This is a genomic window from Raineya sp., assembly GCF_053497555.1.
Genome location: NZ_JBRCWE010000035.1, coordinates 60,308 through 87,136, shown reverse-complemented (window position 1 = coordinate 87,136; position 26,829 = coordinate 60,308). Strand labels below are relative to the sequence as shown.

The window sequence follows — 26,829 nt, the reverse complement described above, 5'->3', positions numbered from 1 at the left end:
ACATCATCGCTTGCTATGAAATTTTCAATTTATTGGCTATTTTTAGGAAAGGAATAATTTTACAGAAAATCAGTGATAGTTTTGTCATAAAAAATGCAAAAACTTATACCAAATTCAGACATTTTGTCATAAAAAATATTTTGGCTTATCTTTTGAAGGTTTAGCGTTGTACAGGAGTTGAATAGGTTTTGGAGATGCTTCATTCACAAAATCAATAAAATCTTGAAAATCCTGCAAATCTATTTGATTTTGGTATAAAATTTTACCACTATGAACTTCAATCGTTATACTATCAAAAGTCAGGAGTTGTTGCAACAGGCAAGTCAGATTGCTTTGGGAAATCAGCAACCTATTGTAGAAACCGGACACTTGGCAAAGGCTCTGTTAGAAAGTGATGAAAACACCATAAACTTTTTGTTTCAAAAGTGTGGTGCAAGCAAAAATTTTGTCAAAAATAAAGTAGATGAGCTTATTTCCACTTATCCTAAATCATCAGGCGAAAGTCCATATCTTTCTAACGAAGCGGCGGCGGCTCTGCAACGTGCCGAACGCAATTTGAGCGAGTTCAAAGATGAATACGTAGCCATAGAGCATATTCTCTTGGGCTTGCTTTCGGGTAAGGATAAAACTGCTCAAATTCTAAAAGATGCGGGCTTTACCGAAAAAGCATTGGTGTTGGCTATCAAAGAGTTGCGAGGCAATAGTCGCGTAACCGACCAAAATGCTGAAGCCAAGTATCGTTCTTTGGAACGCTATTCCAAAAACTTAAACGAGCTGGCACGTCAGGGTAAAATAGACCCCGTGATTGGTCGTGATGAAGAAATTCGTAGGGTTTTGCAAATTCTTTCCCGCCGAACCAAAAACAACCCTATTCTCTTGGGTGAGCCCGGTGTGGGTAAAACGGCTATCGTAGAAGGTTTGGCTCAAAGAATTGTCAATGGTGATGTTCCTGAAAACCTGAAAACCAAAACCATCGTAGCTTTGGATATGGGGCTACTGGTGGCGGGAGCAAAATATAAAGGTGAGTTTGAAGAGCGTTTGAAATCGGTTATCAAAGAAGTAACAGACTCGGAAGGAGAGATTATTCTTTTCATAGACGAAATACATACGCTCATAGGAGCAGGTGCAGGAGGCGATAGTGCAATGGATGCCGCCAACCTCTTGAAACCAGCTTTGGCTCGTGGCGAATTACACGCCATTGGAGCTACTACGCTCAATGAGTATCAAAAGTACATTGAAAAAGACAAAGCCCTTGAACGCCGTTTTCAAGCCGTAATGGTTGATGAACCCAGCCCCCAAGATGCCATTTCCATTTTGCGTGGAATTAAAGAAAAATATGAATTGCATCACGGTGTTCGCATTAAAGACGATGCCATTATTGCGGCAGTAGAACTTTCGCAACGCTATATCTCTGATAGGTTTTTGCCTGATAAAGCCATTGACCTAATGGACGAAGCCGCCGCAAAACTCCGTATGGAAATTGATTCTATGCCCGAAGAACTGGACGAGCTTAACCGCAAAATAATGCAATTGGAAATAGAGCGTGAGGCTATTCGCAGAGAAAAAGATGTGGAAAAAGAGAAAATTCTTTCCAAAGAAATTGCCGAACTTTCTGAAAAACGTGATAGCCTGATGGCTAAATGGAAATCTGAAAAAGAAATTGTTGATAAAATTCGGGCTGAAAAAGAAAATATTGAGCGATACAAAATTGAAGCTGAACAAGCCGAAAGAGCAGGCGACTATGGCAGAGTAGCCGAATTGCGGTATGGTAAAATTTTAGAAGCAGAAAAACTACTCAAAGATTACCAAACACAACTCAAAGAGTTGCAAGGCGAAAATTCAATGCTACGCGAAGAGGTTACCTCTGAAAATATTGCCGAAGTAGTTGCCAAATGGACAGGTATTCCTGTACAGAAAATGCTTCAATCTGAAAAAGAAAAACTTTTGCATCTGGAAGAGGAACTTTCTAAACGAGTTGCAGGACAAGCACAAGCTATTCAGGTAGTAGCTGATGCCGTAAGGCGTAGCCGTGCAGGGCTCAATGACCCCAAACGCCCAATTGGTTCGTTCCTCTTTTTGGGTACAACAGGGGTAGGTAAAACCGAACTTGCCAAAACACTTGCAGAATATCTATTCAATGATGAAAACAATATGGTGCGAATAGATATGAGCGAGTACCAAGAACGCCACGCCGTAAGCCGCTTGATTGGTGCCCCTCCCGGCTATGTGGGCTATGATGAAGGCGGACAACTTACCGAGGCAGTGCGTAGAAAGCCTTATAGCGTTATTTTGCTTGATGAAATTGAAAAGGCTCACCCAGACGTGTTTAATATTCTTTTGCAAGTGCTTGACGACGGAAGATTGACTGACAACAAGGGTAGAACCGCTAACTTCAAAAATACCATTATCATAATGACCTCCAATATGGGTTCAAGCATTATTCAGGAAAATTTTGCAAGAATAAATGAAGAAAATGAGTTTGATGTAGTGGAGGAAACCAAAGAGGAGGTATTAGCTTTGCTTAAAAAGCAAATTCGTCCTGAATTTCTGAACCGTATTGATGAGATAGTGATGTTCAGACCGCTCAACAAAAAGGATATTTTACGAATTGTGGATATTCAACTTGCAGGAGTGAAAGAAATGCTTGCTGAAAATCAGGTGGAAATTGAATTTGATGAGAAAGTAAAAAGAGTGCTTGCAGAAGTTGGTTTTGATGCCCAATTTGGTGCCAGACCGCTCAAAAGAGCTATTCAGAAACGATTGCTCAACGAGCTTAGCAAGGAAATTCTTGCAGGTAATATCCAAAAAGATAGTGCAATTTACGTAACTACTGATGAGTACGATAGAATCGTATTTGAAAATATCGTAAAAGCAGAGGAAGTGTAGAATTGGATACAAGACAAGAAAGTAGCGAGAAAAGAGAAAAATAAAGGGCTTCGTTTTTAGCGAAGCCCTTTGTTTTTAGCCCAAAAATCCTTATTCATTTTTCACAATACGAATAGTTTTTTGCTCGCCATTGGAAGCAGTAACTTTCAAGAGGTAAATGCCTTTGGCTAAATATTCAAAATTTTGCTCAAATTCGTTTTTACCTTCTTGTAAAGAGAGTTGTTTTTCAAAAAGTTTTACACCTTCCATATTGAAAACCTGCATTGTAGCTTCTAAGTTTTCAGGAGCAAAACATTCTAAAGTGCCTTTTTCTTTGAAAGGAGTAGGATAGAAACTTACTTCCAAATCGTTGTAAGGCTTGATATAAACGCTTTCTACGGGGCTGAAACTTTGTTTTCCGTCTTTTTCTACAATACGCAAGCGATAGTAGTAATGCCCAAATTCTATGGCTTTATGTTCATAAGTATAGAGAGCGGCTTTGTTTTGAGCAGGAACTCTATCCAAACTCACAAAAGTTGAACCGTCTTTGCTCCACTGGATTTCAAAATAGTTCAAATTGATTTCTTGGGCTGTTTGCCACATTAGGCGATTGTAGGGCTTTTCTCTTTTGGCACGGAAAGAAAGAAATTCCACAGGCAAAACCACGCCCGAATTTTCGGGTATGCTGATACGATAGCCACATTCATCGCCAGCAAAGCCATCAAACATTATGTAATAAGTCTTGCCCGGTGTAAGTCCTGTAACCGTGATAGAACCGCTTGAGCCTACTGGTCCCGTAGGGTCAGGGCAAGAGGAAATAGGCTTCCAAATGCCTGTTTCGCAATCTGTGCCAATTACTTCGTAAATTTGAATTTGTATGCCTTGGTCGCAAGGCGGACCGCCATTAGGGGCATTGGAGGTAATAGCCCATTCAAAAGTAGCTTGAATATCACCAGCTACAAATTGCAAGAAAGAATTGTTTTCTATAGAAGCCGAAGCACTACAAAAAGTTTGGCTTAGATTGTTCAAATTATTGTAAAAATTAGGATTGTAGGATACGCTGGTTACTCCGCAATAGCCGTTCAGATTGCTAATAACTGGTGCGGCACTACACGTATTGGCAGGAGCAGGGTTAGCACCACAAGGGGGAATAGTAGTTACTCTTACCCTAAAAGAGCCTCTGCTTTCAAAGCCATCAAATTCGCCATCTACGGCAATGAGGTAAGTCGCACCTATGGTTAGCCCTGTAAGATTGAGGCTTTCTGCACCCCCATAGCCTAAGTTATCTCGGCAATTCAAGAATGTAATGCCACATACACCACTGGAATTGTGATACACGTTAAACTCAACATCTAAACCTCGCTGGTTTCCTGTACCGCTGGGGTTACCTGCATCGGGTTCTACTTCTACGGTTACATTGGAAGCCGTAGCTATAAAACTAAACCAAACCGTATTGTTGGAAGCAGTATTGGCACTACAAAATGTTATAGGATCGGCAGCCATTCCTTGTACTGCTCCAAGTACCCAGCCTTTATTGATTTCAACGGTATTTCTATTGGCACAAGCATCGTTATTGCTCATTACAGCAATAGAAAAGGGAGCTTGGTCGTTGGCGGTATAGCCTGTAACCATAACATAGTAAGTTGCTCCTATACTCAAACCTGAAAGAATAGCCATTTCGCCTTTGGCATTAGAATACTGGTTGGTGCAATTTATTTGTGTAAGTGAGCCACAAGAGCCAGAATATATAGCCAAAGCTAAATCAGTATTTGTAGTGCTGGTAGTAAGTGGATGCACAATAACCAGATGGTTGGTTTTAGTAGCAATAAACTTGTACCATACAGAACGATTAGGGCTTCCGCAGGTAATAGAGCCATCGTTTGTGGCAAAAACATTTGTTCCAAAAATACCCGGCTTATCCACTTCAATATCACGAGCATTCAGGCAAGCATCGTTAGCAGGGGGCGAAGCTACTCTAATACAAAAATCGGCTCTATCAGTGGCAGATGCTCCTGATACCGAAATGTAATAGATATTGCCAATGGTAAGCCCTGTAACCCATCTGCTTTCTGTTGCCGAACCACTAGAAAAATTATTGGTGCAGTTGATTTCCGTAAGCCCGCTGGTATAAAAAGTAAAACCTAAATTGCCAAGATAAGCAGTTGAATGTCCTGCGGGTATGAGTTCTATAAAATGGTTGGTATGCGTAGCGGTAAATCTGTACCAAACGGTTCTTGCGGTACTTAGGCAAGAGGAAGTACCATCAGAATTAGCCAAATGATTATTGCCGGGTGTACAATCGGCATTTATGGTTAAAATTGTAGCATTGGCAAAAGCATCGTTCGCAGGTGGAGCGATTACTTTAATATAAAACCAATCTTCGTGGGTAGTAGCGGGGGCACTGGAAACCATAATTCGGTAGGTTTGCCCCACGGTAAGCGATGTATAAGTGTAAGCCTCATCTATGCCCGCTCCATTAGCCTCTTCGGTACAAGTACCCAAAACCGGCGTAAGACTGCCACAAGAACCTTGAAACAAACGAAATCCTAAATTTGCGGTTGTAGTGAGAATATCTAATTCTATGCGGTGTGTGGTATGAGTAGCAGTAAATTGGTACCAAACACTTCTTGCTGTATTTAGGCAGGTAGTAGAACCATCATTTGTTGCCAAAATATTTGTACCTAAAATAGGGTTGCCATTGGGAGTAAGGGCTACCGCATTGGAACAGGCATCATTTGGGGGGGCACCTCGCACCGATACGCAAAAATTGCCATTCGTTGTTCCATAGGCACTTACACGTAGCAAGTACGTCTGACCTACTACAAAACTGCTGTAAGTTGTTTGTTCATCTATATCAGTGCTACCCGCATCTATACAAAAAAGCTTAGTCAGAGAGCCGCAAGAGCCACTATACACTGCAAAGGCTACATCTAAGCCTGCAGAAATTACATCAGCCAAAATGTAATGAGTAGTTTGGGTAGCTGTAAAGCTATACCAAACCGTACGACTATTGGCACTGGTACAACCGCCTGCATCTAAAGCCTCAGAAGTAGCCGTATTGGTTTGTCCGTTGGTACATATAGCATTGATAGCAATAGGAAGTGCATTTACACAATTGTCGTTAGAAGGTTGTGCCAAACCAGTTCCCCATACTCCTAACAATAAAAATCCCCCGAAAAGTAAATATTTTAGCATAGGCATTTCAATTTTTTCGCAAAAATAATAAAAAAGTTACAAGTTTCAAAAATATACTAAAAGTTTTGTTTTTGCTTCATAAAATTGATGAAGAGGTTTTAGAACAGAAAAAGCGACTTATTTTTGTGTTGAAAATCGCAATTTTTTATTAAAAATATTGCAAAAGATGAGATATAAGGCAAACTTTGACAATTTATACACTTACAACAGAAAAGGTAAATAAAAATTTGCGTAAATTTTTAAGTTTTCTTACTTTTGACTTATGGATTTTGGCAAACTTAAAGATATTAGCCACGTAGATTTTCGTTTGCCACCAAGCAGGCAGGCAAACGAGAAAGTTTTGCGTAATTATCCAACCAATCATTTGCAAGTATGGGCGGGGCTTCCTGTGTGGTCGCAAAAAGAATGGGTAGGGAAAATCTATCCGCCCAAAGCCCAAAGCAAAGATTTTTTGAAATACTACGCTGAGCAGTTCAACGGCATAGAACTCAACACTACGCACTACCGCATTCCCGATAAGGCTACCATTGAACAATGGAAAAACCAAGTGAGTGGAAATTTTCGCTTTTCGCCCAAATTTCCACAGCCCATTTCTCACGAAAAAATGCTCCAAAACTGCCAAGATTTGGTCATAGAATTTTGCAAGGCTATCAGTGAACTGGGGGAAAACTTGGGACTTTCCTTTTTGCAATTGCCACCATATTTTGAACTCAAACACCTACCAATTTTAGAAAGTTTTTTAGCTCAATTTCCTACAAATATTCCCCTTGCCGTAGAGTTTCGACACGCTTCGTGGTTTAAGGGAGAAAATTTTGAAAAAGCCGCCGAAATCTTGGAAAAATACAATAAAAGCACCGTCATTACTGATGTAGCAGGCAGAAGAGATGTTTTGCATCAACGCATTACTAATTCTGCCCTTATGGTGCGATTTGTGGGCAATGGCTTGCACCCCACCGATTATAGCCGACTTGACGAGTGGATTTGGCAAATTAGCCAGTGGCAAAAACAAGGCTTGCAGTCGCTTTACTTCTTTTTGCACGAACCCGATAACATTTTAGCCCCTGAAATTGCTTTATATTTCATAGAAAAGTTAAATTTGACTTGTAGGACTAACTTGCCCTTACCTAAATTTTTTGACAAAAATATTCAAATGAAACTTTTTTGATTGTTTTACCCTAAACCTTATTTATTTATGCGAAAAATTATTCTTTTTTTCTTGTTCCTTTTTCAAGCGAACATTTCTTGGGGGCAATTTAGCCAACAGCAAAAAGAGGCTATAAAAGAATTGATGAGCTATCCGAGTGTTAATTACTCTTTCAACATCAATTTTAGCACAACAGACTATGCTACACTTTTGTATCCTTCTTTGAATATATATGAACTTTCCATAGAGCAATTGGAGCAAAAACTACAAAATAGCTACAAAGATGCTCCTATCTATGGCAGAATATCCGCTTTATTTTACCAAAAAAAGGAGCGAAACGAAGCCGAAAAGTATTTTAATAAAGCCATACCGCTTTTCAAAGAATGGCAACAAAAAGAGCCTCAAAATCCGCTTGCATACCTGTATATGATAGACTATTTGTGGAGCGTAGAAACTTATCCACTTTTACAAGAAACTTTGCAGGAACTATCGCAAAAGTTTCCGAATGATAAAGCCGTAATTGTCAAAAACTTTGAGTTTTCGCTTTTTGTAAAAAATGATGTAGTAGCCGCTCAAAGCTATTTAGATGCCTTTGAAAAACAAGTAGAACCAAATAACTTAGCTTTTCTCGTTTACAAGCAGAATTTGCTTTGGTATAAGTTTCTTTTAAGGCTAAAAGAAAATCCTACAAATACTTCTGTATCTGACTTTTCTTTCGCAGAAAAAGCCTTCAAAGCAAGTCCTAATTCAATTGCTTATGGGCATTTTTATTACTATTGTGTTACGGCTTCAAGCTATGAATATATGGCAAAATGGATTTTTCAAAATTCTCAAAAAATTAAGAACAACGACAACTATCTTGAGCTCATCAGAGAAAAAGATAAAAAGCGAATAAAACTTTTGCAAGAAGCAGAGCGGTTCTTTGTGAAAAACCTTGAAAAAGCCCCCAAAATTCAGAAAACTTATATCTTGAATAATTTGGGGGTGGTGTATATTTTTTTAGCAGAAGCCAAAAAGGCTATGGAGTGTTTTGAAAAGGCTTGGCAAATAGAAAAGAATAGAAACTTTTTGGAAGCCGCTATTCTTGTGGCAAGTGCAGATAAACAATGGACTGATGCCGAAAAATATTTACAATTGGCTTTGAGCGAAAATCCACAAGAATTGCAACATTTGGCGATGCTTGTAGTTATTTATAGCACCAAGAAGCCCAACCCCGAACTTTTGAAAAAGTACATTACGCAAATTGAGCAAATTGGCTCTTCTAATGAACTTCGCAGTGAAGTTTTAGCCGTTTGGAATATGAAACAAAACAATTTGGAGCGAGCCGAATTTTACATAGATTTGCTTCCCGAAAATAGAGGGATACCTTACAGAATGGCACTTTCTGTTCTGAAAGATGATACCACAAACGCTAAAAAATATTTTGAAAAACTATGGGCAGAAGATAAAGAAGACAAAGACCTGCTCAAAGCCAAACAGATTTTGAATTTTTAGTTAGATTGTAAATTTTGTACGGCAAAAAATGCTCAACAACACTGAATTTAGAAAATTAGCTCATCAGGTAGTAGATTGGATAGCTGATTATTGGGAGAATATAGAACATTACCCTGTAAAATCGCAGGTGAAGCCTCGTGAAATCTTTGAGGCACTGCCCGAAGAAATGCCCGCAAGTGGTGATGATTTTTCGGCTATTTGGCAAGATTTTCAGCAAATTATTCTCAAAGGTATTACGCATTGGCAAAGCCCCAACTTTTTTGCTTATTTTCCTGCTAATTCCAGCTACGAGTCGCTTCTGGCAGAAATGCTTACAGCGGCTCTTGGGGCTCAATGTATGATTTGGGAAACCAGCCCTACCGCCGCCGAATTAGAGGAAAAAATGATGCATTGGCTCAAAAAAGCCTGTGGCTTGCCCGAAGCGTGGAGTGGAGTTATTCAAGACACGGCTTCTTCGGCTACGCTTTGTGCTTTGCTTTCGGCAAGAGAAAAACTTTCTGATTTTCAAATCAATCAAAGAGGCTTTGAAGGTTTTACCAATTTGAGAGTATATGCTTCTACGCAAACCCATTCTTCCATTGAAAAGGACGTCAAGATTGCAGGCATAGGCAAAGAAAATTTGGTGCAAGTGCCTTGTGATGAGGCGTTTGCTATTCGTACCGATTTGCTTGAAAAACTCATTGAAGCCGATTTGCAGTACAGCAAAAAACCGCTTTGTATTGTGGCTACACTCGGAACTACGAGTTCAACTGCCTTTGATAACTTGGAAAAACTCGCCCAAATTGCCGAAAAGTACAGCATTTGGCTTCACGTAGATGCCGCCTACGCAGGTACGGCTTTTCTTTTACCTGAATATAGGCATTACCTAAAAGGCATTGAAAAAGCTGATAGTTATGTTTTCAATCCGCATAAGTGGATGTTTGTAAATTTTGATTGCTCGGCGTATTTTGTCAAAGAAAAAGAGTGGCTTATCCGTACTTTTGAAATTTTGCCCGAATACCTGAAAACTAAAAACGATAGTCTTGTCAATAACTATCGCGACTGGGGCATACCTTTGGGCAGGCGTTTTAGAGCCTTGAAACTTTGGTTTGTAATGCGAAGTTGGGGCTTGCGAGGTTTGCAAAAACGTTTGCGTGAGCATATTCAGCTTGCCCAAGAGCTGGCTCGTAAAATCGCCGCTCACCCCGATTTTGAAATTTTAGCTCCTACTACGCTGAACCTAATTTGTTTCCGCTACAAGCCCACACATATTTCAGACGAAAACTTACTCAATAGCTTGAACGAAAAACTCTTGCATACGCTCAATGCCACAGGTAAAGTATATATGAGCCACACTAAACTCAATGGTAAATACACTTTACGTATCGTAATAGCCCAGACGTATGTTTTACAAAAGCATATTTGGAACGCTTGGCAACTTATTCAGGAAAAGGCTGAAAAGTTACAGAGTGGTTATTTAGAAACCTTCTAAATTATGCTATTCTGATAAAAATCATTTATTTTTCTCGTTGCTACCTGCTATTTTTGTGCAAACATTTGATTTTTACAATCGGTTTGCAAGAAAAATAGTTGAGCTATGTACGATTCATTCAAAGCAGTTTGCCTCACTCATCACAATGCTTCGGTAGAAGTGCGAGAAAAATTTGCTTTGTCGGAAAAGGAAACCCAAGACTTTCTGTTGTATCTGAAAGATATTTTTGAACTCACAGAAGCTCTGGTGGTTTCTACTTGCAATCGTACAGAGATTTATTACCATTCTGAAAGAGAACTCAATGAGGCTATTTTACAGGCATTGGTAGCTTTCAAAGGGGATAGCTCGCTGGCAAGATATATCAAAAATTTTCAAATCTTTCAAGGCAGAGAGGCTATTGAACACCTTTTTGAGGTAGCTTTGGGACTTAATTCGCAAATTCTTGGCGATATTCAGATAATCAATCAAGTAAAAAAAGCCTATAAGTATTCTGCTGATTTGCAAATGGCAGGAGCCTTTTTGCATCGCCTGCTTCATAGCATTTTCTTTACCAACAAGCGTATCAGTCAGGAAACTTCTTTTCGCGATGGAGCGGCTTCGGTGGCTTATGCGGCGGTAGAATTGTTGCAATCTATACAAATGCTTTGGGAAAATCCTAAAATTTTGGTTTTAGGTATAGGAGAAATTGGTGCAGATGTTTGTAAAAACTTACAAGGGAAATTTTCGGGAGTTCGTATCTGCAACCGAACTGCTGAAAAAGCCCTGGCATTAGCCGAAGAAACTGGCTTTGCGGTAGCAGATTTTGCCAATGTTTGGCAAGAAATAGAAGAAGCTGATGTAGTGATTTCATCGCTATCGGTAGCCAATTTTGTGAGCAAAGAAAAGTTTGCAGGCAAAGAAATTCTAAAACAAAAGTATTTTATAGACCTTTCTGTGCCTCGTAGTATAGCCACAGATACAGAAGAAATTGCAGGTTTTTTGGTGTATGATATTGACCACCTGCACGAGAGAACCCAAGAAACGCTCAATCGGAGAAAAACAGAAATTTCTGCTGTAAATGCTATTATGCAAGAAGCTATCGCAGAGTTTTTGGATTGGAGCAGAGAAATGGAAATTTCGCCTGTGGTGCAGAAAATCAAAAATGCTTTGGAGCAAATCCGCAAAGAAGAACTTTCCAAATACAGCAAGAAAATCAGCGAGCAGGAAGCTGAATTATTGGATAAAATTACAGGCAATTTGATGCAAAAAATCTTGAAGTTTCCTGTCTTGCAACTCAAAGCCGCTTGTAAGCGTGGCGAAGCCGATACGCTAATGGACGTTTTGAGCGAACTCTTTGACCTTGAAAAAGCAAAAGATAAAAGATAAGGAATAGATACATACCTGTTCCTATTCACTTTTTGCAAATAAAACCGACAAAAAACGCTTCTTAAACGGCTTTTTGTCGGTTTTTTCTGCTTATTGCTCCTCTTTTTTCAGTAGAAACTTACTGGTAGTGAGTTGGTTTTTGAGGCGAGATTCTTCGTAAGTGAGCTTGGAAGGCACACGGCTATCGTTAATTTGTTTGTATTGCAAAGCCTGTTTGAAAGGAAAATCAGGTACTACAAGTTTGACACGCTTATTTTGCATCATTACTGAATTTCTACCCAAATCAGCAATGCCTTCTATCACCCAATCAGAAGTTTTTTTCTTTTCAAATCGGCAAGTATTGCAAATAAAATCTTCCACTTCGCCGTATTTATCTTTACGACCTGTAACTCTCAAAACTTCTTCACCCTGATACCACAAAGTAACTTTACCACAACATTTATCGCAATCTCTGTGAGCATAGACAGGCTTGGTGAACCAAACTCTGCTTTTGAAGCGGAAAGTTTTATCGGTTAAAGCTCCTACAGGGCAAACATCTATCACATTACCCGAAAAATCGTTATCAATTACATTCTGAATGTAAGTGCTAATTTCGGCGGCATCGCCACGATGCAAAACGCCGTGAACTCTGCCATTAGTGATTTGGTCGGCGGTAAAAACACAACGATAGCATAATATACAGCGAGTCATATGCAGTTGTATTTTATCGCCAATATCAATTTTTTCAAAAGTACGGCGTTCAAACTCGTAGCGAGTAGCTTGCTTTCCGTGCTGATAGCCCAAATCTTGCAGATGACATTCCCCTGCTTGGTCGCAAATAGGGCAATCCAAAGGGTGATTGATGAGCAGAAACTCTACTACCCCCTCACGAGCTTTGATAACTTCCTCATTGATAGTATTTTCTACAACCATTCCGTCTTGTACGGTGGTAATGCAAGACGGCACAAGTTTCGGCATAGGACGAGGGTCTTTGGCAGAACCTTGCGTAACTTTCACCAAACAAGTACGACATTTCCCTCCTGAACCTTTCAATTTGCTATAATAACACATAGCAGGCGGCACAATTTCGCCACCAATTTTACGAGCCGCTTGCAAGATAGTAGTACCCGGCTCTACTTCTACGGTGATATTATCTATGGTTACTTTCAAAAGATTGTTCTGTTCCATTGGTGTAAGCATTATTTTTACAAACCTACAAATTTTTTTGTTTTAGGCAAAAAATACAACATTTTTTGTAAAATACTTTTTGTAGAGCGTTTTTGTTTGATAGCTCTTGATAAAAGTAGTTTTTTTGTAATTGTTTAGGAATATAGACACAGGAAACAAGAATCAGGAAACAGGATTTGTCAGACAAAAAATGAGAAGAGATAAATCCCTTAAAGTCTTGAACATCAAACGATAAACTTTTTGAACATAAAAAATTATGTTTTTTCTTAACATTCCCTACTCCACATACTCCAATGAAGTTTGGCTATGTAGCAGGCTATCAGGCATTTGGTAGGTTTGAATTTGTTTGAGGCGTTTTTTTGAGTCGTATTGGTAGATATGGTAATATTCTGAATAAATTTCGTTGATAGACGATTTAAGTTGCAGATGTTTCATTATTAGCTTGTTTGTAGCATCATAAAAGTAATTTGTTTCAAAGAAAAAGTTTTGATTTTTATCAGAAAATCTGATTTTTTTCAGTCTTTGGAGCGAATCGTAGTGCTGATAGCGGATATTGAGCGTGGTATCGGTATCGGTACAAAAATAGTATTTCACCTTACGAATTTCTGAACTGATGAGCGAATCTTCTTGGTAGATATAAGGCTCTAAAACTTCTTTTGGGGTAATTCTACTAAATTTATTCTGACTTTGCAACTGAAAAAATGTTTGATTGAGGCTGTACTGCATTATTTCAGGACTGATAGGCTCTTTTATGAGGATATTGTTGCATTTTTTGTCTAAGCAAACAATGATTTTAGAGAGTTTTCCTGCGGAATTGTAATCATAAAAAATAGATTCATTTTCTGCAATTAGGCGTTTTTTTTCATCAAAAGATTGGGTAAAGGTATCTACTAAAACCAAATTGTTTTTCGTAAAGGTGGTTTGGACGATAATTTTTCTCTGAAAATCTGTTTTTTTCAAGAAGAAACTTTTGGAAAAGCGATTATCTCTATTAAACCAAAAAATAAGCAATACAAGCACAAATAAAGCGAGTAAGCCGAAAATTAGCTTACGGCGGTGTTTTTTTCTAAATTTGAATTTAAGCAGATGGGAGAGCATCTTCGGAAAGCATTTTTCTGAAATAAATATCAAATTTTGTACCTGTGCCTACTTCGCTTTGTACTTCAATTCTGCCGCCAAGAGCTTCTACTTGGGTTTTGCATAGGTATAAGCCCATTCCTTTGCCTTCTTTGTCTAAATGAAAGCGTTGGTACAAGCCAAAAAGTTTTTGTCGGTGTTTGCGGAGGTCAATGCCTACGCCATTATCTTGTATGCTCATTACAACTTCATCAGCCAGTTCTTTGGTAGTAATCTGAATAGAGGGCTTACGCTTGGGGTGGCGATACTTGATAGCATTGCTGATAAAATTGTAAAGAATACTTTTTAAGTAAGATTTGACAAAGTTGATTTCCTGAGCTTCCAAATGGATTTGCAAATCTACTTCGGTTTCGTTTTTGAAATTATCTTCCCACACTTGCTCAATCATTTCAGAGAAGTTCATTCGCTCTACATTTTGATTTTTACCCTTACGGATTTCTAAAATTTCGTTGAGGTCTTGCAATGTTTGTTGCATTGCGAAGCTGGCTTTTTTGATATGTTGCAAAATTTCTGCATTGAGCGGGTCGTTGAGGTTTTCGGTATTGAAAAGGCTGGTTAGCCCCAAAAGTTGAGCCACAGGCGAACGTAAATTGTGAGCGGTAATGAAAGCAAATTGCTCTAATTGTGTATTTTGATTGGCAAGTTCTAAATTGGCTTTTTTGAGTTGGGCAGTACGTTCATCTACGATTTGCTCTAAATTTTCGTTGTATTTTTTTAGGGCAAGGTTTTGCTCTTCAATAATTTTATTTTTTTCGGCGAGCTGGTCGCGGCTGGCTTCTAGCTCCTCGCGTTGCTGTTTGAGTTCTTCGTTTTGTATTTCAATTTCTTCCTGCTTTTGTTGGAGTAATCGGGTGCGTTCTTCTACTCTTGTTTCAAGTTTTCGGGTTATATCTTTTTGTATTTCAAGGAGTTTTTGTTGGCTACGAGTACGGTCTTGGCGAATTTTATCACTTTTGATACGGCTTTTGTAGCTAAGAGCTAAAGCAAACATAATTACCTCAAACATACAAGAAATTTCGCCTAAGTGAGCCGATATGAAAGTGCGAGGAATGATATTCATTGTAGAAAGAGCAAGTAAAAGAGTACCTGTTACGTACAGTATCCAAGCCAAGGCAAAGTATTTGGCAAAAGTATTTTTACGAACCCAGCAAATAATGCCTATGGCAGTAATTACCAAATTGCCCAAATTACCCAAAAGAACAATTTGAATGGTAAAAATTTGATAAGGTAAAATAAAAACGCTCCAAGCCACCCATACACCCAAATAGGCATATATTTGCATTATTTTTCCTCCTAATGGAAAATAGCGAAAAGTTTGCAAAAAATGTTTGGTGAAAAGTCCTGCTCCTATAATCCAGACTCCAATGCCTGCTCCTAAAAACATCTTGCCCCAATAGCCTTCTTCTCGCCACAAAAATTGAAATAAATGTCCGCTGAGCGAAAGGTAAAAAATCATAGCTCCCAAAAGAAAAAGGGCATAGTAGAGATAGTCTTTATCTTTGAAGTATATCCAATAAAAAATGCTACCCAAAAGCATTAAGGACATAACACCAATAAAGACACCATAATACAACTCCAAAAGGCGAGAAGGTTCGGCAAAATAGCTTCCACGCTCAATGTACGCAGGGAATTGGATAGGAGACTCTGAATGAATTTTGATGTATATGCGTTGAACGAGTGTATCGCGAGTTTCCAAAGGAAAAATAATGTAGCGGTGCTTGATAGGTCTTTTCTGGAAATCTTCCAAAATACCCGATTTTTGGGCTTCCCACTCACCGAATTTGTTTTTTTGATAAAGCCAAACCTTATCTAAAAATGGATAAGATGAATACAAGAGCCAATCACGAGCAAGTAAATCTTTGCTTTGTATTTCCAGGCGTAGCCAATAAGTTTTATGCGAAACACCTACATTAAAAACTTCTTGTGTATTTTTCTGAAAGCGGTTTTGAAAACTTTGGGCGGCTACTTGCTCTATGCTAAAATTATTATCAGTATCTTCTACCCAATACAAATATTTTCCTATTTCTTGGCTGGGTTTTTCGCCTTCAAGAATAATGGTTTGCCCAAATCCATTAGAATATTGTAGCCCAATGCCGATAATCAGTAGCAGTATTTTTTTTAGCATAAGAGCCTCCGCATTTTTGCTGAAATCTCCCCCCCAATTACATTTTTGAATTACTAAAAAAAGAAATTCTTTTCATTCTTGCAAGTGAATATTTGGTTAAATTTTTGGTAGCTATTTACGTTCAAAAATTTTAGCGTTTGATGTTCAAGACTTTAAGGGCTTTATCTCTCATTTTTTTGTCCGACATCTATTTTCTAAAATCCTGTTTCCTGCTTCTCATTTCCTATTTCTACGCTACAAAAGACCTAAACAATTACAGAAATCCAATTATGCTATATTAGTTTTGCCACCCAAGTATCCAAATAGGCGAGATTTTATTTCCGGGTTGCTTTCGTGAATGTATTTGCCTTGTGCAAAATCTTTGAGGTAGTGAATATTTAGAAAATGCCCCCAAGCATCTTTTTTGATAAAATGCTCGCCATCAATTACAATACCTCTTTCCTCGCGATAGGGGTGCAATGCACCCAATTTGGCTACAATATCGTGTTCGTTGGAAAAACTTTCAATATGGGGTTTTTGATTAGGGTTTTGAATAGGGGCGTGGCTCATTTCTTCGGCACAATTCGCAAAGGCATAAATTTCTAATTTGCCTAAATGTGGATTTTTTTCCTCTATGAGTAGGTCTAAAATAGTAGAAGTAATTAACGTACCTTGCGAATGACTAATAATGACGACCTTATCTTTTTCGGCAAGGGCTTTGCGAATAGTAGGAAGCACAAAGTTGGCAAATTTGATATTGGTATAACCTCTTTTCCCTACCGCCGACTGCATCAAATCTAAAAAAATCCCATTGGTGGGATTATGCAAAATAGTAATAGGACGATGAAATAGCTGTATTAGATATTTGGCATTGGCTTCTGCCAAATCTTCATTAGTTACTACTCCATTGATAAAGAACCATTTTTCGTTTTCAAACTTTTCGGGCATTTGGTTATCTACTTCCCAAATGCTACCTTGTTCCATAAATAATACCGACTGCAAAAAGTTAGGGATAAAGGGCTTCAAAAAATAGTTATCGCCCAAAAGTGGGGGCAAAGTAGCTTCTGAGGAGTATTTGATAAATTTTAGTATATCGGCAGAAGCGAGATTAAATTCGGAAAATTTGTCTGTATCAAACCAAGTTTCAGGTTCTCCAAGAATAGATTTGATATATTCGCCACGAGAGCTAAATAGTGCGTCTAAGGTATTTCTAAAAATTTGCAACATAGATTACAATTAAAAAATGGTTTTTGAATTTTTCTTTGTAAATCCTGAAAATCGCTTTATTCTTGCTTGAAAAATGTTTTTAGGGTTCTACAAAGCCCGTCATATACAATAGTTCCTCTTTGTTGATAGCATTACTAATAACCAAAATCACCTTTTTTTGTTCGTTTTTTTGATTGGGTTTGGGCGTATAGATAACGGTGATTCTGCCTTTTTCGCCAGGGCGAATAATTTTTTTCTCTAATAAAGTAGTAGTGCAATTGCAACTGGTTTGCACCGATAAGATTTTAAGGTCTTTTTTGCCTGTATTGGTAAATTCAAAAGTATGAGAAACCGAGTTACCCATTTTTAGGTTACCAAAATGGAATGTATTGCTCGTAAAAGTAATGCGAGGAGCATTAGGCGTGGGCATAGTATCCCGAACTACTTGGGTGCTATCTTGGGAAAAAGCACTTATTTGAAAAAAAACACCCACGATAAGGGTGAATATCCATTTGTTCATAGCTTTGCTTTTTAGGTTTAGTCCTTCAAAAATTGTGCAGTTTTTACTCTTTCTTATACGGACTAAACGTAATGGGTACGGTTTTTCGCATAGCAACTTTTTGCTCTAAATTGTTGGTAGCTGGCTCCCAGCCCCCTTGCGAAACTTCTTGAATAGCACTTTTGATTTTATCTTCAATGAGTTGCCGAAATTCGGCTTCCGTTTCTTCAGGGAAACCTTCTACAATTTGAATATCGGAAATAGTGGCTTCTTTACTTACTACAAACTTTACTATGAGTGTAGCAGAAAATTTACGTTTGCGTGCCTCTTCGGGGTAGGCGAGTCGTTCTTTGATTTTACGTACAAAAACGCTATCACCCTCTTTGAAATAGGCTTTTTTTACCAAATAAAATTTGCCTTTTTTTTCTTCTGTAACATTGCTTGCTTCTGCTTGGGTACTATCAATGGTTTGGGTGCTATCCACAGGTATTTCATTTTGGAGTGTATCGGTGGGGATAGGTTTATCAACGCCTGTGCTATCTTGGGCAAAGGCTTTGCCGAAAAGAAAGCAAAAAGAAAAAATCAAAAACCAAACATACTTTTGCATAATTCAAAAAAGTTCAGAAGTAAGGGGTTAAGAGGGTTTGAAAGTTTGAGTATATTGAAATTTTATTGCGAAGTTATGCAAATTTTGAGGTAAAGTCAAAAAATCTTTTGCTCAAAATCAAAAAAACTTATTACTTTGCTTTTCTACCAAAAAATAAACGCAATGAAACTCAAATTATCGCTTACTACCAAAATTTTTTTAGGAATGATATTGGGCATTATTGTGGGTATCATTTTGCCCGAGCAAAAGCAAATAGTTGATGGAAAAGAAATTACAACTCCTCAAAATATTTTCACGATAGGCTCTTTTACACTGCATACCCGCGATTTACAACTGCTAATGGATATTTTTTTACGGCTTATCAAAATGACCATAGCTCCTTTGGTGCTAAGTACTTTGGTAGTAGGCATTGCCAAAGTAGGCGATAAAAAGGCTCTGGGACGTATTGGCGTGAGAACCATTGGATATTTCCTTTTTGCAACACTTCTTGCCCTTTCTTTGGGGCTTGTTTTGGTAAATATTTTTCGCCCGGGCGATTTGCTTTCGGCTTCTTTACCCCCCCAAGGTACAGAAACAGGTATCAATGCTCAAATGAATACACTGAAAAGTTTTGTAGAGCATACTTTCCCCAAGAGTGTTATTGATGCAATGGCTCATAATGAAATTTTGGCTGTACTTGTGTTTTCGGTATTTTTTGGTATTGCGGCAATTTCTTTGCCCGAACATCAGAAAAATGTGATTATCAAGGCGATGGACGCTCTTGCTCACGTGATGCTCAAACTTATCAATATGGTGATGGGATTTGCACCTTATGGTGTATTTGGGGCAATGGCGGTGCTAGTGAGCAAAATCGGTTGGCAAAAACTCATAGAGGTATATCCTTATTTGATTTTTACGTTTTATTTGGGGCTTGCCATTTTTATTTTTGTAATTTTAGGGGCGATAGCGGTGGTTTTGCGTTTGCCTTTTGTAAGGATTTTGAAAGAAATTCGTCTGCCGTTTTTTCAGGCGTTTAGTACGGCAAGCTCCGAATCGGCTTTTGCACAACTGATTGAAAGTCTGAAACGCTTGGGCTGTCCCGAAAAAGTTATCAATTTCGTAATTCCTTTGGGCTATTCATTCAATCTTGATGGTTCTATTATGTATATGACTTTCGCCAGTGTATTTATAGCCCAAGCCTATGGTATAGAACTTTCTTTCGCCCAACAAATTCAAATGATGCTTATTCTTATGCTCACCAGCAAAGGCATTGCAGGCGTACCCCGAGCCTCTTTGGTGATTATCGCAGGAACGCTTTCCTCTTTCAATATTCCACAAGAAGGTTTGGCTTTGCTGTTGGGTATAGACCACATTTTGGATATGGGCAGAAGCGGCACCAATATCGCAGGAAACGCAATGGCAACTTGTATTATTAGCAAGTGGGAGTTAAAAAATACTTCTGCCACTACCGAAACCTAACTTGCTTGTTCTAATTTCTGAAAAAACTTGCTTTTGAGGGGCTTTTTTAGCTATTTTGCACAAAAAAAATCCTATGCTGGGCTTGAAACTACCTACTGACCCTCGTTGGGTGAATTTGGCTGAAAAAAGCATTGCGGAAATCTTGATAGACCACGCTTATTGTGAGCAAAAAGCCGCTTCATCTTGTATTTCGCTGATTGTCAAGTATCCTGATAGAGAAAAGCTCGTGGAAGTGCTTACCCCCGTGGTGGCAGAGGAATGGGGGCATTTTGAGCGTGTTTTGGAAAAAATGAAAGAAAGAAATATCCCTTTAGGACACCAACGCAAAGATGAATATGTAGAAAAACTGCAAGGTTTGCGTAAAAAAGGAGGAAGTGCCGAAGAGCAATTGGTAGAACAACTGCTCATCAATGCAATTATTGAGGCTCGTAGCTGTGAGCGTTTCAAACTGCTATCGGAGCAAATTGCCGATGAAGATTTGAAAAAATTTTATTACGAGCTAATGGTTTCCGAGGCGGGGCATTATGTCAATTTTGTTGAACTTGCCAAGGAATATATGCCTGAAACTTATGTAAAAGCTCGTTTGCAAGAGCTTTTAGCCCAAGAAGCTGAAATTATCCAACATTTAGAAATTAGAGGCGATAGAATGCACTAAACATTTTGATAATATGAAAACACTCACATTCAATATTCCCGATAATATTGATTTGGACAATACGCAAATAGCTATACTGGTAGCGGGTAAATTGTATGAACAAGGTAAGTTATCATTAGGGCAAGCGGCTGAACTTGCAGGACTGACCAAAAGGGCTTTCACAGAGTTATTAGGGCTTTACAATATTTCTATTTTTAACTATCCTGCTTCGGATATTTCAAAAGACGTTGAGAATGCTTAAAACGGTTATTTCTGACACAAGTTGCTTAATTATTTTGAGCAATATTGGCGAACTTGAAATTTTACATAAACTTTATGCGAAAATTCTTACAACTAATGAAGTAGCGAGAGAGTTTGGTGAAAAATTGCCCGATTGGATAAATATAAATGATGTTTCAGACAAACACAAACAAAAAATTCTAGAATTACTTGTAGATAGTGGTGAGGCTAGTGTTATTGCATTGGCTTTAGAAAATGTGGGTAGTACTCTTATTTTAGATGACCACAAAGCTAGGAAGATTGCAAATCAACTTTCAATTTCATTTACAGGTACAATTGGGGTAATTGTAAAAGCTAAATTAGAGGGAATCATTCCAAGTATTAAGCCAATACTTGATAAAATCAAAGAAACTAATTTTAGAATATCTCTTGATGTTGAACTGCAAGCATAAAAGCTGGCAAATGAGTAAAACTTATCAGTTTTGAACCAGTAATTTCTATCATTTATGAGCAAACTAATCACACCTCGCAGTGAAAATTATTCGGAATGGTATTTAGATATTATCAAGCACGCAGGACTTGCCGAACATTCGGCTGTAAAGGGCTGTATGGTTATCAAGCCTTATGGCTATGCTATTTGGGAAAAAATGCGTGATGACCTTGACCGCCGCTTCAAAGAAACAGGGCACGAAAACGCTTATTTCCCTTTGTTTATTCCTAAAAGTTTGTTTGAAGCCGAAGAGAAAAATGCTGAAGGCTTCGCCAAAGAGTGTGCCGTCGTTACGCATTATCGCCTTAAAAATCACCCTACGGAAAAAGGCAAACTCATTGCCGACCCCGATTCTCGGCTGGAAGAGGAACTCATTGTACGTCCTACGAGTGAGGCAGTGATTTGGAACACGTATAAAAATTGGATTCAGTCTTATCGTGATTTGCCTTTGCTTATCAATCAGTGGGCAAATGTAGTACGTTGGGAAATGCGTACAAGATTATTTTTGCGTACTGCCGAATTTTTATGGCAAGAAGGACATACGGCTCACGCTACCGCCGAAGAGGCAATGCAAGAAACCCGTCAAATGCTTGAAGTATATGCCGATTTTGCCGAAAAAGTCTTGGCTATTCCTGTTATCAAGGGTATAAAAACCGAAAATGAGCGATTTGCGGGAGCAGATGAAACCTTCTGCATTGAAGCAATGATGCAAGACGGCAAAGCCTTGCAGGCAGGAACTTCTCATTTCTTAGGACAAAACTTTGCCAAGGCTTTTGATGTGAAATTTTTGAATAAAGAAAACAAATTGGAATATGTTTGGGGAACTTCGTGGGGGGTAAGCACTCGCCTAATGGGAGCATTGATTATGAGTCACTCTGACGATAGTGGTTTGGTAATTCCGCCCAAAGTTGCACCTATTCAGGTGGTCATTGTACCCATCTATAAAGGTGAAGAAAGTTTTGCTCGACTGAACGAAGCCTGTGATAATATCGCCAAGATGCTCAGAAAGCAAGGTATTAGCGTAAAATTAGATTTCAGAGAAACCCAAACCCCCGGTTTCAAATTTGCAGAATGGGAGGTAAAAGGCGTTCCTGTGCGTTTGGCTTTGGGATTGCGAGATTTGGAAAATCAGACAATTGAAGTGGCTCGCAGAGATACCAAAACCAAAACCACCATTCCTTTGCAAGATGTTGAAAGCTATGTGAGCAATTTGTTGGAACAAATCCAGCAAAGTATCTATCAGAAAGCATTAGAGTTCAGAGAAAAGAATACTTTTGAAGTAAATACTTACGAAGAGTTCAAGGAAGTAATGGAAAAGGGAGGTTTTGCTCTTGCTCATTGGGATGGCACCACTGAAACAGAACTTAAAATTAAAGAAGAAACCAAAGCAACTATTCGTTGTATTCCACTGGAAGTAAGAAAAGAAACAGGAAAGTGTATTTATTCAGGTAACCCTTCTTCGCAAAGAGTTGTGTTTGCACAAGCCTATTAAAGTTTCTCATAAAATACTGAAAATCACTCAAAGCGAGGCTTCTTTCACCGCAATTTAAGAAAGCCTCGCTTTTATTTTTTTCAAATTTTGAACCTTTTTTCAAAATAAATGTTTTAACATTAAATATCATAACATCTAATTTGTTTCACAAAAAAAAATTTTTGATTATGGCAAATGAAGTAAAGTGGGTATTAGACCCTACTCATTCCGAGCTACAATTCAAGGTAAAGCACTTGGTTATTTCTACGGTTACAGGGGCTTTCAAGAAATTTGATGCTCACGTTGTTAGTAACGGAGATAGTTTTGTAGGTGCCAAAGTGCATTTGCAGGCGGAGGTTGCTTCCATTGAAACGGGCAATAGCCAAAGAGATGAACACCTGCGTTCTGCCGATTTTTTTGATGCCTCTCAATACCCTACAATGCTTTTTGAAAGTACAGAATTCCAAAAAGTTGATGAGGAAAACTACGAACTGCACGGAAATCTAACTATCAGAGGCGTGAGCAAAGCAGTGAAGCTATCGGTAGTTTATGGTGGTACAATCAAAGACCCTTGGGGAAATATTAAAGCGGGTTTTGAAGTATCGGGCAAAATCAATCGCAAGGATTTTGGTCTGATGTGGAGTGCTGTTACCGAAACAGGAGGATTAGTTGTGAGTGATGAAGTGAAAATAATTGCTAATGTGGAGTTTGTGAAAAGCTAAAAAGAAAAAATCCCTCTTGCAAGAAAGAGGGATTTTTGTTTATACGGATACAATGTTTAGAAAGTGTATCTAAGTCCGAATTGTGCTTGCCATACGGAGCGTGTGCTATTAGAATTGAGGTATTTATTGAAACCAACTTTTGCCTCATCAATGGTTACACGCTTGGTAACGGGGTCTTGGCTTGCTGAAACGGCTTCTACGTCTGCATTGAAGCGATACACAATGTTTCCTGTGAGTTCATCATATCTTACTGCTTGCAGAGGGTTGGTTCTACCAAACTGGAATACGCCCCAATTTCTATTCAGCAAGTTTCCGATATTGATAATATCCCAAGTAATTTGAATTTGGTGCTTGGCTTTTTTGCTTGGAGCATTGATAGTATGCGTAAAACGCAAATCAAAACGATGATTCCAAGGAGCAACAGCACCGTTGCGTTCTGCAAATTTGCCACGGCGGTTTTTCAAACTCTTTTCACCTTCAATGAAAGCATTGAAACCTTCCCATTGTTGCTGGGGGCTAATGGTGTAAGAGGCTGTTGTAATTAAATTGCCATTGGCATCAGTAAAACCAAATCGGGATACATCAACCCCCTCGCGTGTGAAGGTTTCTAACTGAATTTCCGAGGCATTGCGAGGAATGTAGATGAGGTCGTTATTAGGAATACCATCAAGGTTGATGTCGTTGATACCTCCTGTGGCGGCTTGTACAATGAAAGAGTGGTTATTGCCTGATTGTCCGTTGTAGAACAAAGCAATTTGGGAAGTTCCGTATTCGTTCCAATTGTAGGTATAGCCAAACGCACCAATTACTCTATGACGCACATTGAAAGCATTTTCAGCAAATACCGGGGTATTAGGGCTATTAGCACCTACAATATTGTTGTTGAAGTTAGAGGCGGCAACGGAGTTTGTAGCACTCAAAGCGTCGCGAGCCATAGAGTGGGTATAAGCCAAGTTTCCGAAGAAATCTTTGGTATTTTTGCGTAATTGAGCCGTGATGCTATATTGTGTGCCACCTTGTACGTTTTCAAGTACAAAAGCACCTGTAAAATTGGTGGGGTCTAAAAGACGAGGACCCTGACCGAAAGTACCGAAAACAGGTCTGCCTTCGTTGTTGAGTACGCCTTGCTGTCCTACTAAATTGATGTTTCTGAAAAACATATCATTCATTGTGTAGGTATAGATAAATTCGGCAGTTCCGATAATATCCCAAATAGGTAGTTTCTGATCAACCCCCAAACTGGTTCTGAATACTTGTGGCAAACGCAAATCGGGATTGGTAAGATTGACTACCGAAGTACCGCTTTGCCCACCTGCACCCGGAGGCAGATAGTTGGGGTCGCTTAGGATTTGGTTTCTTTGGGCAAGTGTAAGTCCTGCAAAAATTGCATTGAGTTGGGCTTGGTCTTGAATATTGGCTTGTCCGAAATCTATACCACTATTGCTATATTGGTTAGAAAGCCATACAAAAGGCGGTCTGCCTGCAAAAATACCAATTCCGCCACGTACTTGTGTTTTGCCATTGCCCTGTGCGTCCCAATTAAAGCCAATACGAGGCGACCATAGCACACGTGGCGTAGGGGTTAAATCGTTTCTTACACCAAACTTCTCTTCAAAAAGTCTGTTGCGGCTTACGGTACCGAGCATTAGAGGCAAATCGCCACGCAAGCCCAATGTAAGACGCAAGCGGTCGTTAGCATTCCATTCGTCTTGCAGATACAAACCTAATTGCACTGCCGACCACTTCGCAGACTCGCGAGGGTTAGAGGTACGAGAATAATTCTTCAAATAAGCCGTAGGAATACCAGATTCAAGGCTGAAATTAGGTACGGAGGTGTCAATTTGTCCTGTTACAGGGTCGCGAGGGGCAAGGATTGAGTTGAAAGTCCATTCGCCTGCTACTGCCTGAATGAATAGGTTATCAAACTGATAAATTTCATTTCTTGTACCAAGCAAAAACTTATGCTTTCCTTTGAACCAAGTAAGATGATTGGTGATTTCAATAAGGTTCTGACGAAGGCTATTAGCACCAGCGATGCGGTCTGTTCCTGTAATTACTGTTCCCAAATCCGAAACATTCACACGCATACTGGGGAAATCTCTTTCTTCATTTTTACGAATATCGTAAATATTGGTGTAGCCCAATCTGAACTCATTGCTCAATTTGTTATTGAAGCGGCTTTGTACTTCCAAAACTGTGGTGTTGGTGGTGTTGGTGATTCTTGTTCCTGAATTGGGGAAGGAAAAAGTAGAGCTACCTCTAAAAATTTCTTGTGAAAAGGCATTGATAAAATTGTGGCGAAGTGTGATAGTGTGTTTGTCGTTGAGGTTGTAGTCAAAACGAACAAAGATTTTGTTGTTGTTTTGAATGTTATCGTAGTTTCTGAGTGGGTCGCCTGGGTCGTAATTAAAGTTTTCAATATGCAAGCGGCGAATGGTATTGAGGTCATCAAGAATTTTTTGCAAACGTCCTTGGTCGTTGCGAGCATAAAAATCCAAATTGAATAGGTTGGGTTCTGTACGTCTGCCTACCTCGCCATTTACAAAAAAGAAAAGTTTATCTTTCATAATAGGACCGCCCACACGGAAGCCATATTGATTGTCGCGGAAATTAGTAATGGTAATTTGGTTTTCAGCTACACGATTACCGACTAAATCTTGGCTTTTAATGAAGGCATATACCGAACCTTCTAAAGTATTGGTACCGCTACGTGTTACGGCATTTACACCTCCACCTACAAAACCGCTTTGGCGTACATCGTAGGGGGCAAGCACTACTTGAATTTCTTTGATAGCATCAAGGCTGATAGGTTGTGAGCCTGTTCTACCGCCGGGCGTACCTCTATCATTCAAGCCAAAAACATCATTATTTACAGCACCATCAATCATTACGTTGTTGTAACGATTGTTTTGCCCTGCAAAAGAAAGACCACCATTGGCTTGTGCCGAAAATTGAGGCGTAAGACGTACAAAATCTTCCAAGCCACGAGATAGGGTAGGCAAAGCGTTGATTTCTTCGGTAGAAATATTGGTGGAAGCTCCTGTGCGAGAAGCATCAAAGATTTTATCTTTTACTGCAACCACTTCAATAGCGGCAATTTCTTCGCTATCTTCGGGGGCAATAAAATTAAGTTTGAGGGTTTGCCCGAGTTGTAAATTGATTCCCTCTTGTTTTTGGGTTTTGTAGCCAACGGCTTCTACGGTGATAGTATAAGGACCGCCTGTTTTCATATTGGGAATGAAAAATTCGCCATCTTCATTGCTGGCGGCTCCGTAGCGTGTGCCTGTGGGCTGGTGAATGGCAATGATAGTTGCTCCAATCACGGGTTGTTTTTTGTTGTCGCGTACAGTTCCTTCTAAGGAAGCTGTTGTAATACCTTGTGCATTGCCACGAAAGCTATACAACGCCCAAAGTACAAACACAAGTGAGTAGCGTAAAATTTTTGACATCATACAACACAATTTGGTGAATTTCGGCGTAAAGTTAGTAAATTCTACCTTACCCCAATACCAAAGTGTATTAAATTAAGATTAACAAAACGTAATTGTTGCAGTAGGAAA

The 26,829-nt window shown here is 39.0% G+C and carries 19 protein-coding genes; 11 read left to right on the top strand and 8 right to left on the bottom strand.

What is annotated here, in order from left to right; genetic code table 11:
* Window positions 1-270 precede the first annotated feature (270 nt).
* The gene (gene clpB, locus ACWITO_RS04610) at window positions 271-2,886 is read left to right on the top strand and encodes an ATP-dependent chaperone ClpB (protein WP_448528838.1); all 2,616 of its coding nucleotides are present in this window, start codon (window positions 271-273) and stop codon (window positions 2,884-2,886) included.
* Window positions 2,887-2,976: 90 nt separating this feature from the next.
* Here clpB and ACWITO_RS04605 read toward each other — a convergent pair whose 3' ends face one another.
* Window positions 2,977-6,060, bottom strand: a complete 3,084-nt coding sequence (locus ACWITO_RS04605; protein WP_448528837.1) for a T9SS type A sorting domain-containing protein — start codon at window positions 6,058-6,060, stop codon at window positions 2,977-2,979.
* 262 nt (window positions 6,061-6,322) lie between these two features.
* Here ACWITO_RS04605 and ACWITO_RS04600 point away from each other — a divergent pair, with 262 nt between their 5' ends.
* The 4 genes from ACWITO_RS04600 (at window position 6,323) to hemA (ending at window position 11,534) form a co-directional block, all read left to right on the top strand.
* On the top strand, window positions 6,323-7,225 hold the full coding sequence (locus ACWITO_RS04600) for a DUF72 domain-containing protein (protein WP_448528836.1): 903 nt from the start codon (window positions 6,323-6,325) through the stop codon (window positions 7,223-7,225).
* Between the two features lie 27 nt (window positions 7,226-7,252).
* Window positions 7,253-8,698, top strand: coding sequence for a hypothetical protein (locus ACWITO_RS04595; protein ID WP_448528835.1), 1,446 nt, complete (start codon window positions 7,253-7,255; stop codon window positions 8,696-8,698).
* 28 nt (window positions 8,699-8,726) lie between these two features.
* Complete coding sequence (locus ACWITO_RS04590; protein WP_448528834.1) at window positions 8,727-10,169, top strand: pyridoxal phosphate-dependent decarboxylase family protein; 1,443 nt, start codon at window positions 8,727-8,729, stop codon at window positions 10,167-10,169.
* Between the two features lie 105 nt (window positions 10,170-10,274).
* Window positions 10,275-11,534: a glutamyl-tRNA reductase gene (gene hemA / locus ACWITO_RS04585; protein ID WP_448528833.1), complete on the top strand. Its 1,260-nt coding sequence runs from the start codon at window positions 10,275-10,277 to the stop codon at window positions 11,532-11,534.
* A 90-nt stretch (window positions 11,535-11,624) separates the two neighbouring features.
* On the opposite strand, the gene ACWITO_RS04580 is transcribed toward hemA, so the two are convergent.
* The 6 genes from ACWITO_RS04580 to ACWITO_RS04555 form a co-directional block, all read right to left on the bottom strand.
* Window positions 11,625-12,701 (bottom strand): 2Fe-2S iron-sulfur cluster-binding protein, encoded by a 1,077-nt coding sequence (locus ACWITO_RS04580; RefSeq protein ID WP_448528832.1) that lies wholly within the window; start codon window positions 12,699-12,701, stop codon window positions 11,625-11,627.
* Between the two features lie 276 nt (window positions 12,702-12,977).
* Complete coding sequence (locus tag ACWITO_RS04575) at window positions 12,978-13,799, bottom strand: hypothetical protein (RefSeq protein WP_448528831.1); 822 nt, start codon at window positions 13,797-13,799, stop codon at window positions 12,978-12,980.
* Window positions 13,780-15,963 (bottom strand): 7TM diverse intracellular signaling domain-containing protein, encoded by a 2,184-nt coding sequence (locus ACWITO_RS04570; RefSeq protein ID WP_448528830.1) that lies wholly within the window; start codon window positions 15,961-15,963, stop codon window positions 13,780-13,782. The genes ACWITO_RS04575 and ACWITO_RS04570 overlap by 20 nt, the downstream gene beginning before the upstream one ends.
* Window positions 15,964-16,230: 267 nt before the next feature.
* The gene (locus ACWITO_RS04565; RefSeq protein WP_448528829.1) at window positions 16,231-17,169 is read right to left on the bottom strand and encodes a hypothetical protein; all 939 of its coding nucleotides are present in this window, start codon (window positions 17,167-17,169) and stop codon (window positions 16,231-16,233) included.
* A gap of 79 nt (window positions 17,170-17,248) precedes the next feature.
* A complete protein-coding gene (locus tag ACWITO_RS04560) occupies window positions 17,249-17,668 on the bottom strand; it encodes a DUF1573 domain-containing protein (RefSeq protein WP_448528828.1) in 420 nt (139 codons plus the stop codon).
* 43 nt (window positions 17,669-17,711) lie between these two features.
* Window positions 17,712-18,254: an energy transducer TonB gene (locus ACWITO_RS04555; RefSeq protein WP_448528827.1), complete on the bottom strand. Its 543-nt coding sequence runs from the start codon at window positions 18,252-18,254 to the stop codon at window positions 17,712-17,714.
* A 162-nt stretch (window positions 18,255-18,416) separates the two neighbouring features.
* Here ACWITO_RS04555 and ACWITO_RS04550 point away from each other — a divergent pair, with 162 nt between their 5' ends.
* The 6 genes from ACWITO_RS04550 to ACWITO_RS04525 all read left to right on the top strand — a co-directional run bounded on the left by ACWITO_RS04550 (window position 18,417) and on the right by ACWITO_RS04525 (window position 23,269).
* Window positions 18,417-19,712 (top strand): dicarboxylate/amino acid:cation symporter, encoded by a 1,296-nt coding sequence (locus tag ACWITO_RS04550; protein WP_448528826.1) that lies wholly within the window; start codon window positions 18,417-18,419, stop codon window positions 19,710-19,712.
* 73 nt (window positions 19,713-19,785) lie between these two features.
* Window positions 19,786-20,367, top strand: coding sequence for a tRNA isopentenyl-2-thiomethyl-A-37 hydroxylase MiaE (miaE, locus tag ACWITO_RS04545; RefSeq protein WP_448528825.1), 582 nt, complete (start codon window positions 19,786-19,788; stop codon window positions 20,365-20,367).
* A gap of 13 nt (window positions 20,368-20,380) precedes the next feature.
* Window positions 20,381-20,608 carry a UPF0175 family protein gene (locus ACWITO_RS04540; protein ID WP_448528824.1) on the top strand — a complete coding sequence of 76 codons (228 nt, stop codon included), beginning with the start codon at window positions 20,381-20,383 and terminating at the stop codon, window positions 20,606-20,608.
* Complete coding sequence (locus tag ACWITO_RS04535) at window positions 20,601-21,038, top strand: DUF3368 domain-containing protein (protein WP_448528823.1); 438 nt, start codon at window positions 20,601-20,603, stop codon at window positions 21,036-21,038. The genes ACWITO_RS04540 and ACWITO_RS04535 overlap by 8 nt, the downstream gene beginning before the upstream one ends.
* Window positions 21,039-21,092: 54 nt before the next feature.
* Window positions 21,093-22,568, top strand: a complete 1,476-nt coding sequence (proS, locus tag ACWITO_RS04530) for a proline--tRNA ligase (RefSeq protein ID WP_448528822.1) — start codon at window positions 21,093-21,095, stop codon at window positions 22,566-22,568.
* Window positions 22,569-22,735: 167 nt separating this feature from the next.
* A complete protein-coding gene (locus ACWITO_RS04525; RefSeq protein ID WP_448528821.1) occupies window positions 22,736-23,269 on the top strand; it encodes a YceI family protein in 534 nt (177 codons plus the stop codon).
* A 56-nt stretch (window positions 23,270-23,325) separates the two neighbouring features.
* Here ACWITO_RS04525 and ACWITO_RS04520 read toward each other — a convergent pair whose 3' ends face one another.
* Window positions 23,326-26,721: a TonB-dependent receptor gene (locus ACWITO_RS04520; RefSeq protein WP_448528820.1), complete on the bottom strand. Its 3,396-nt coding sequence runs from the start codon at window positions 26,719-26,721 to the stop codon at window positions 23,326-23,328.
* Window positions 26,722-26,829: the final 108 nt, after the last annotated feature.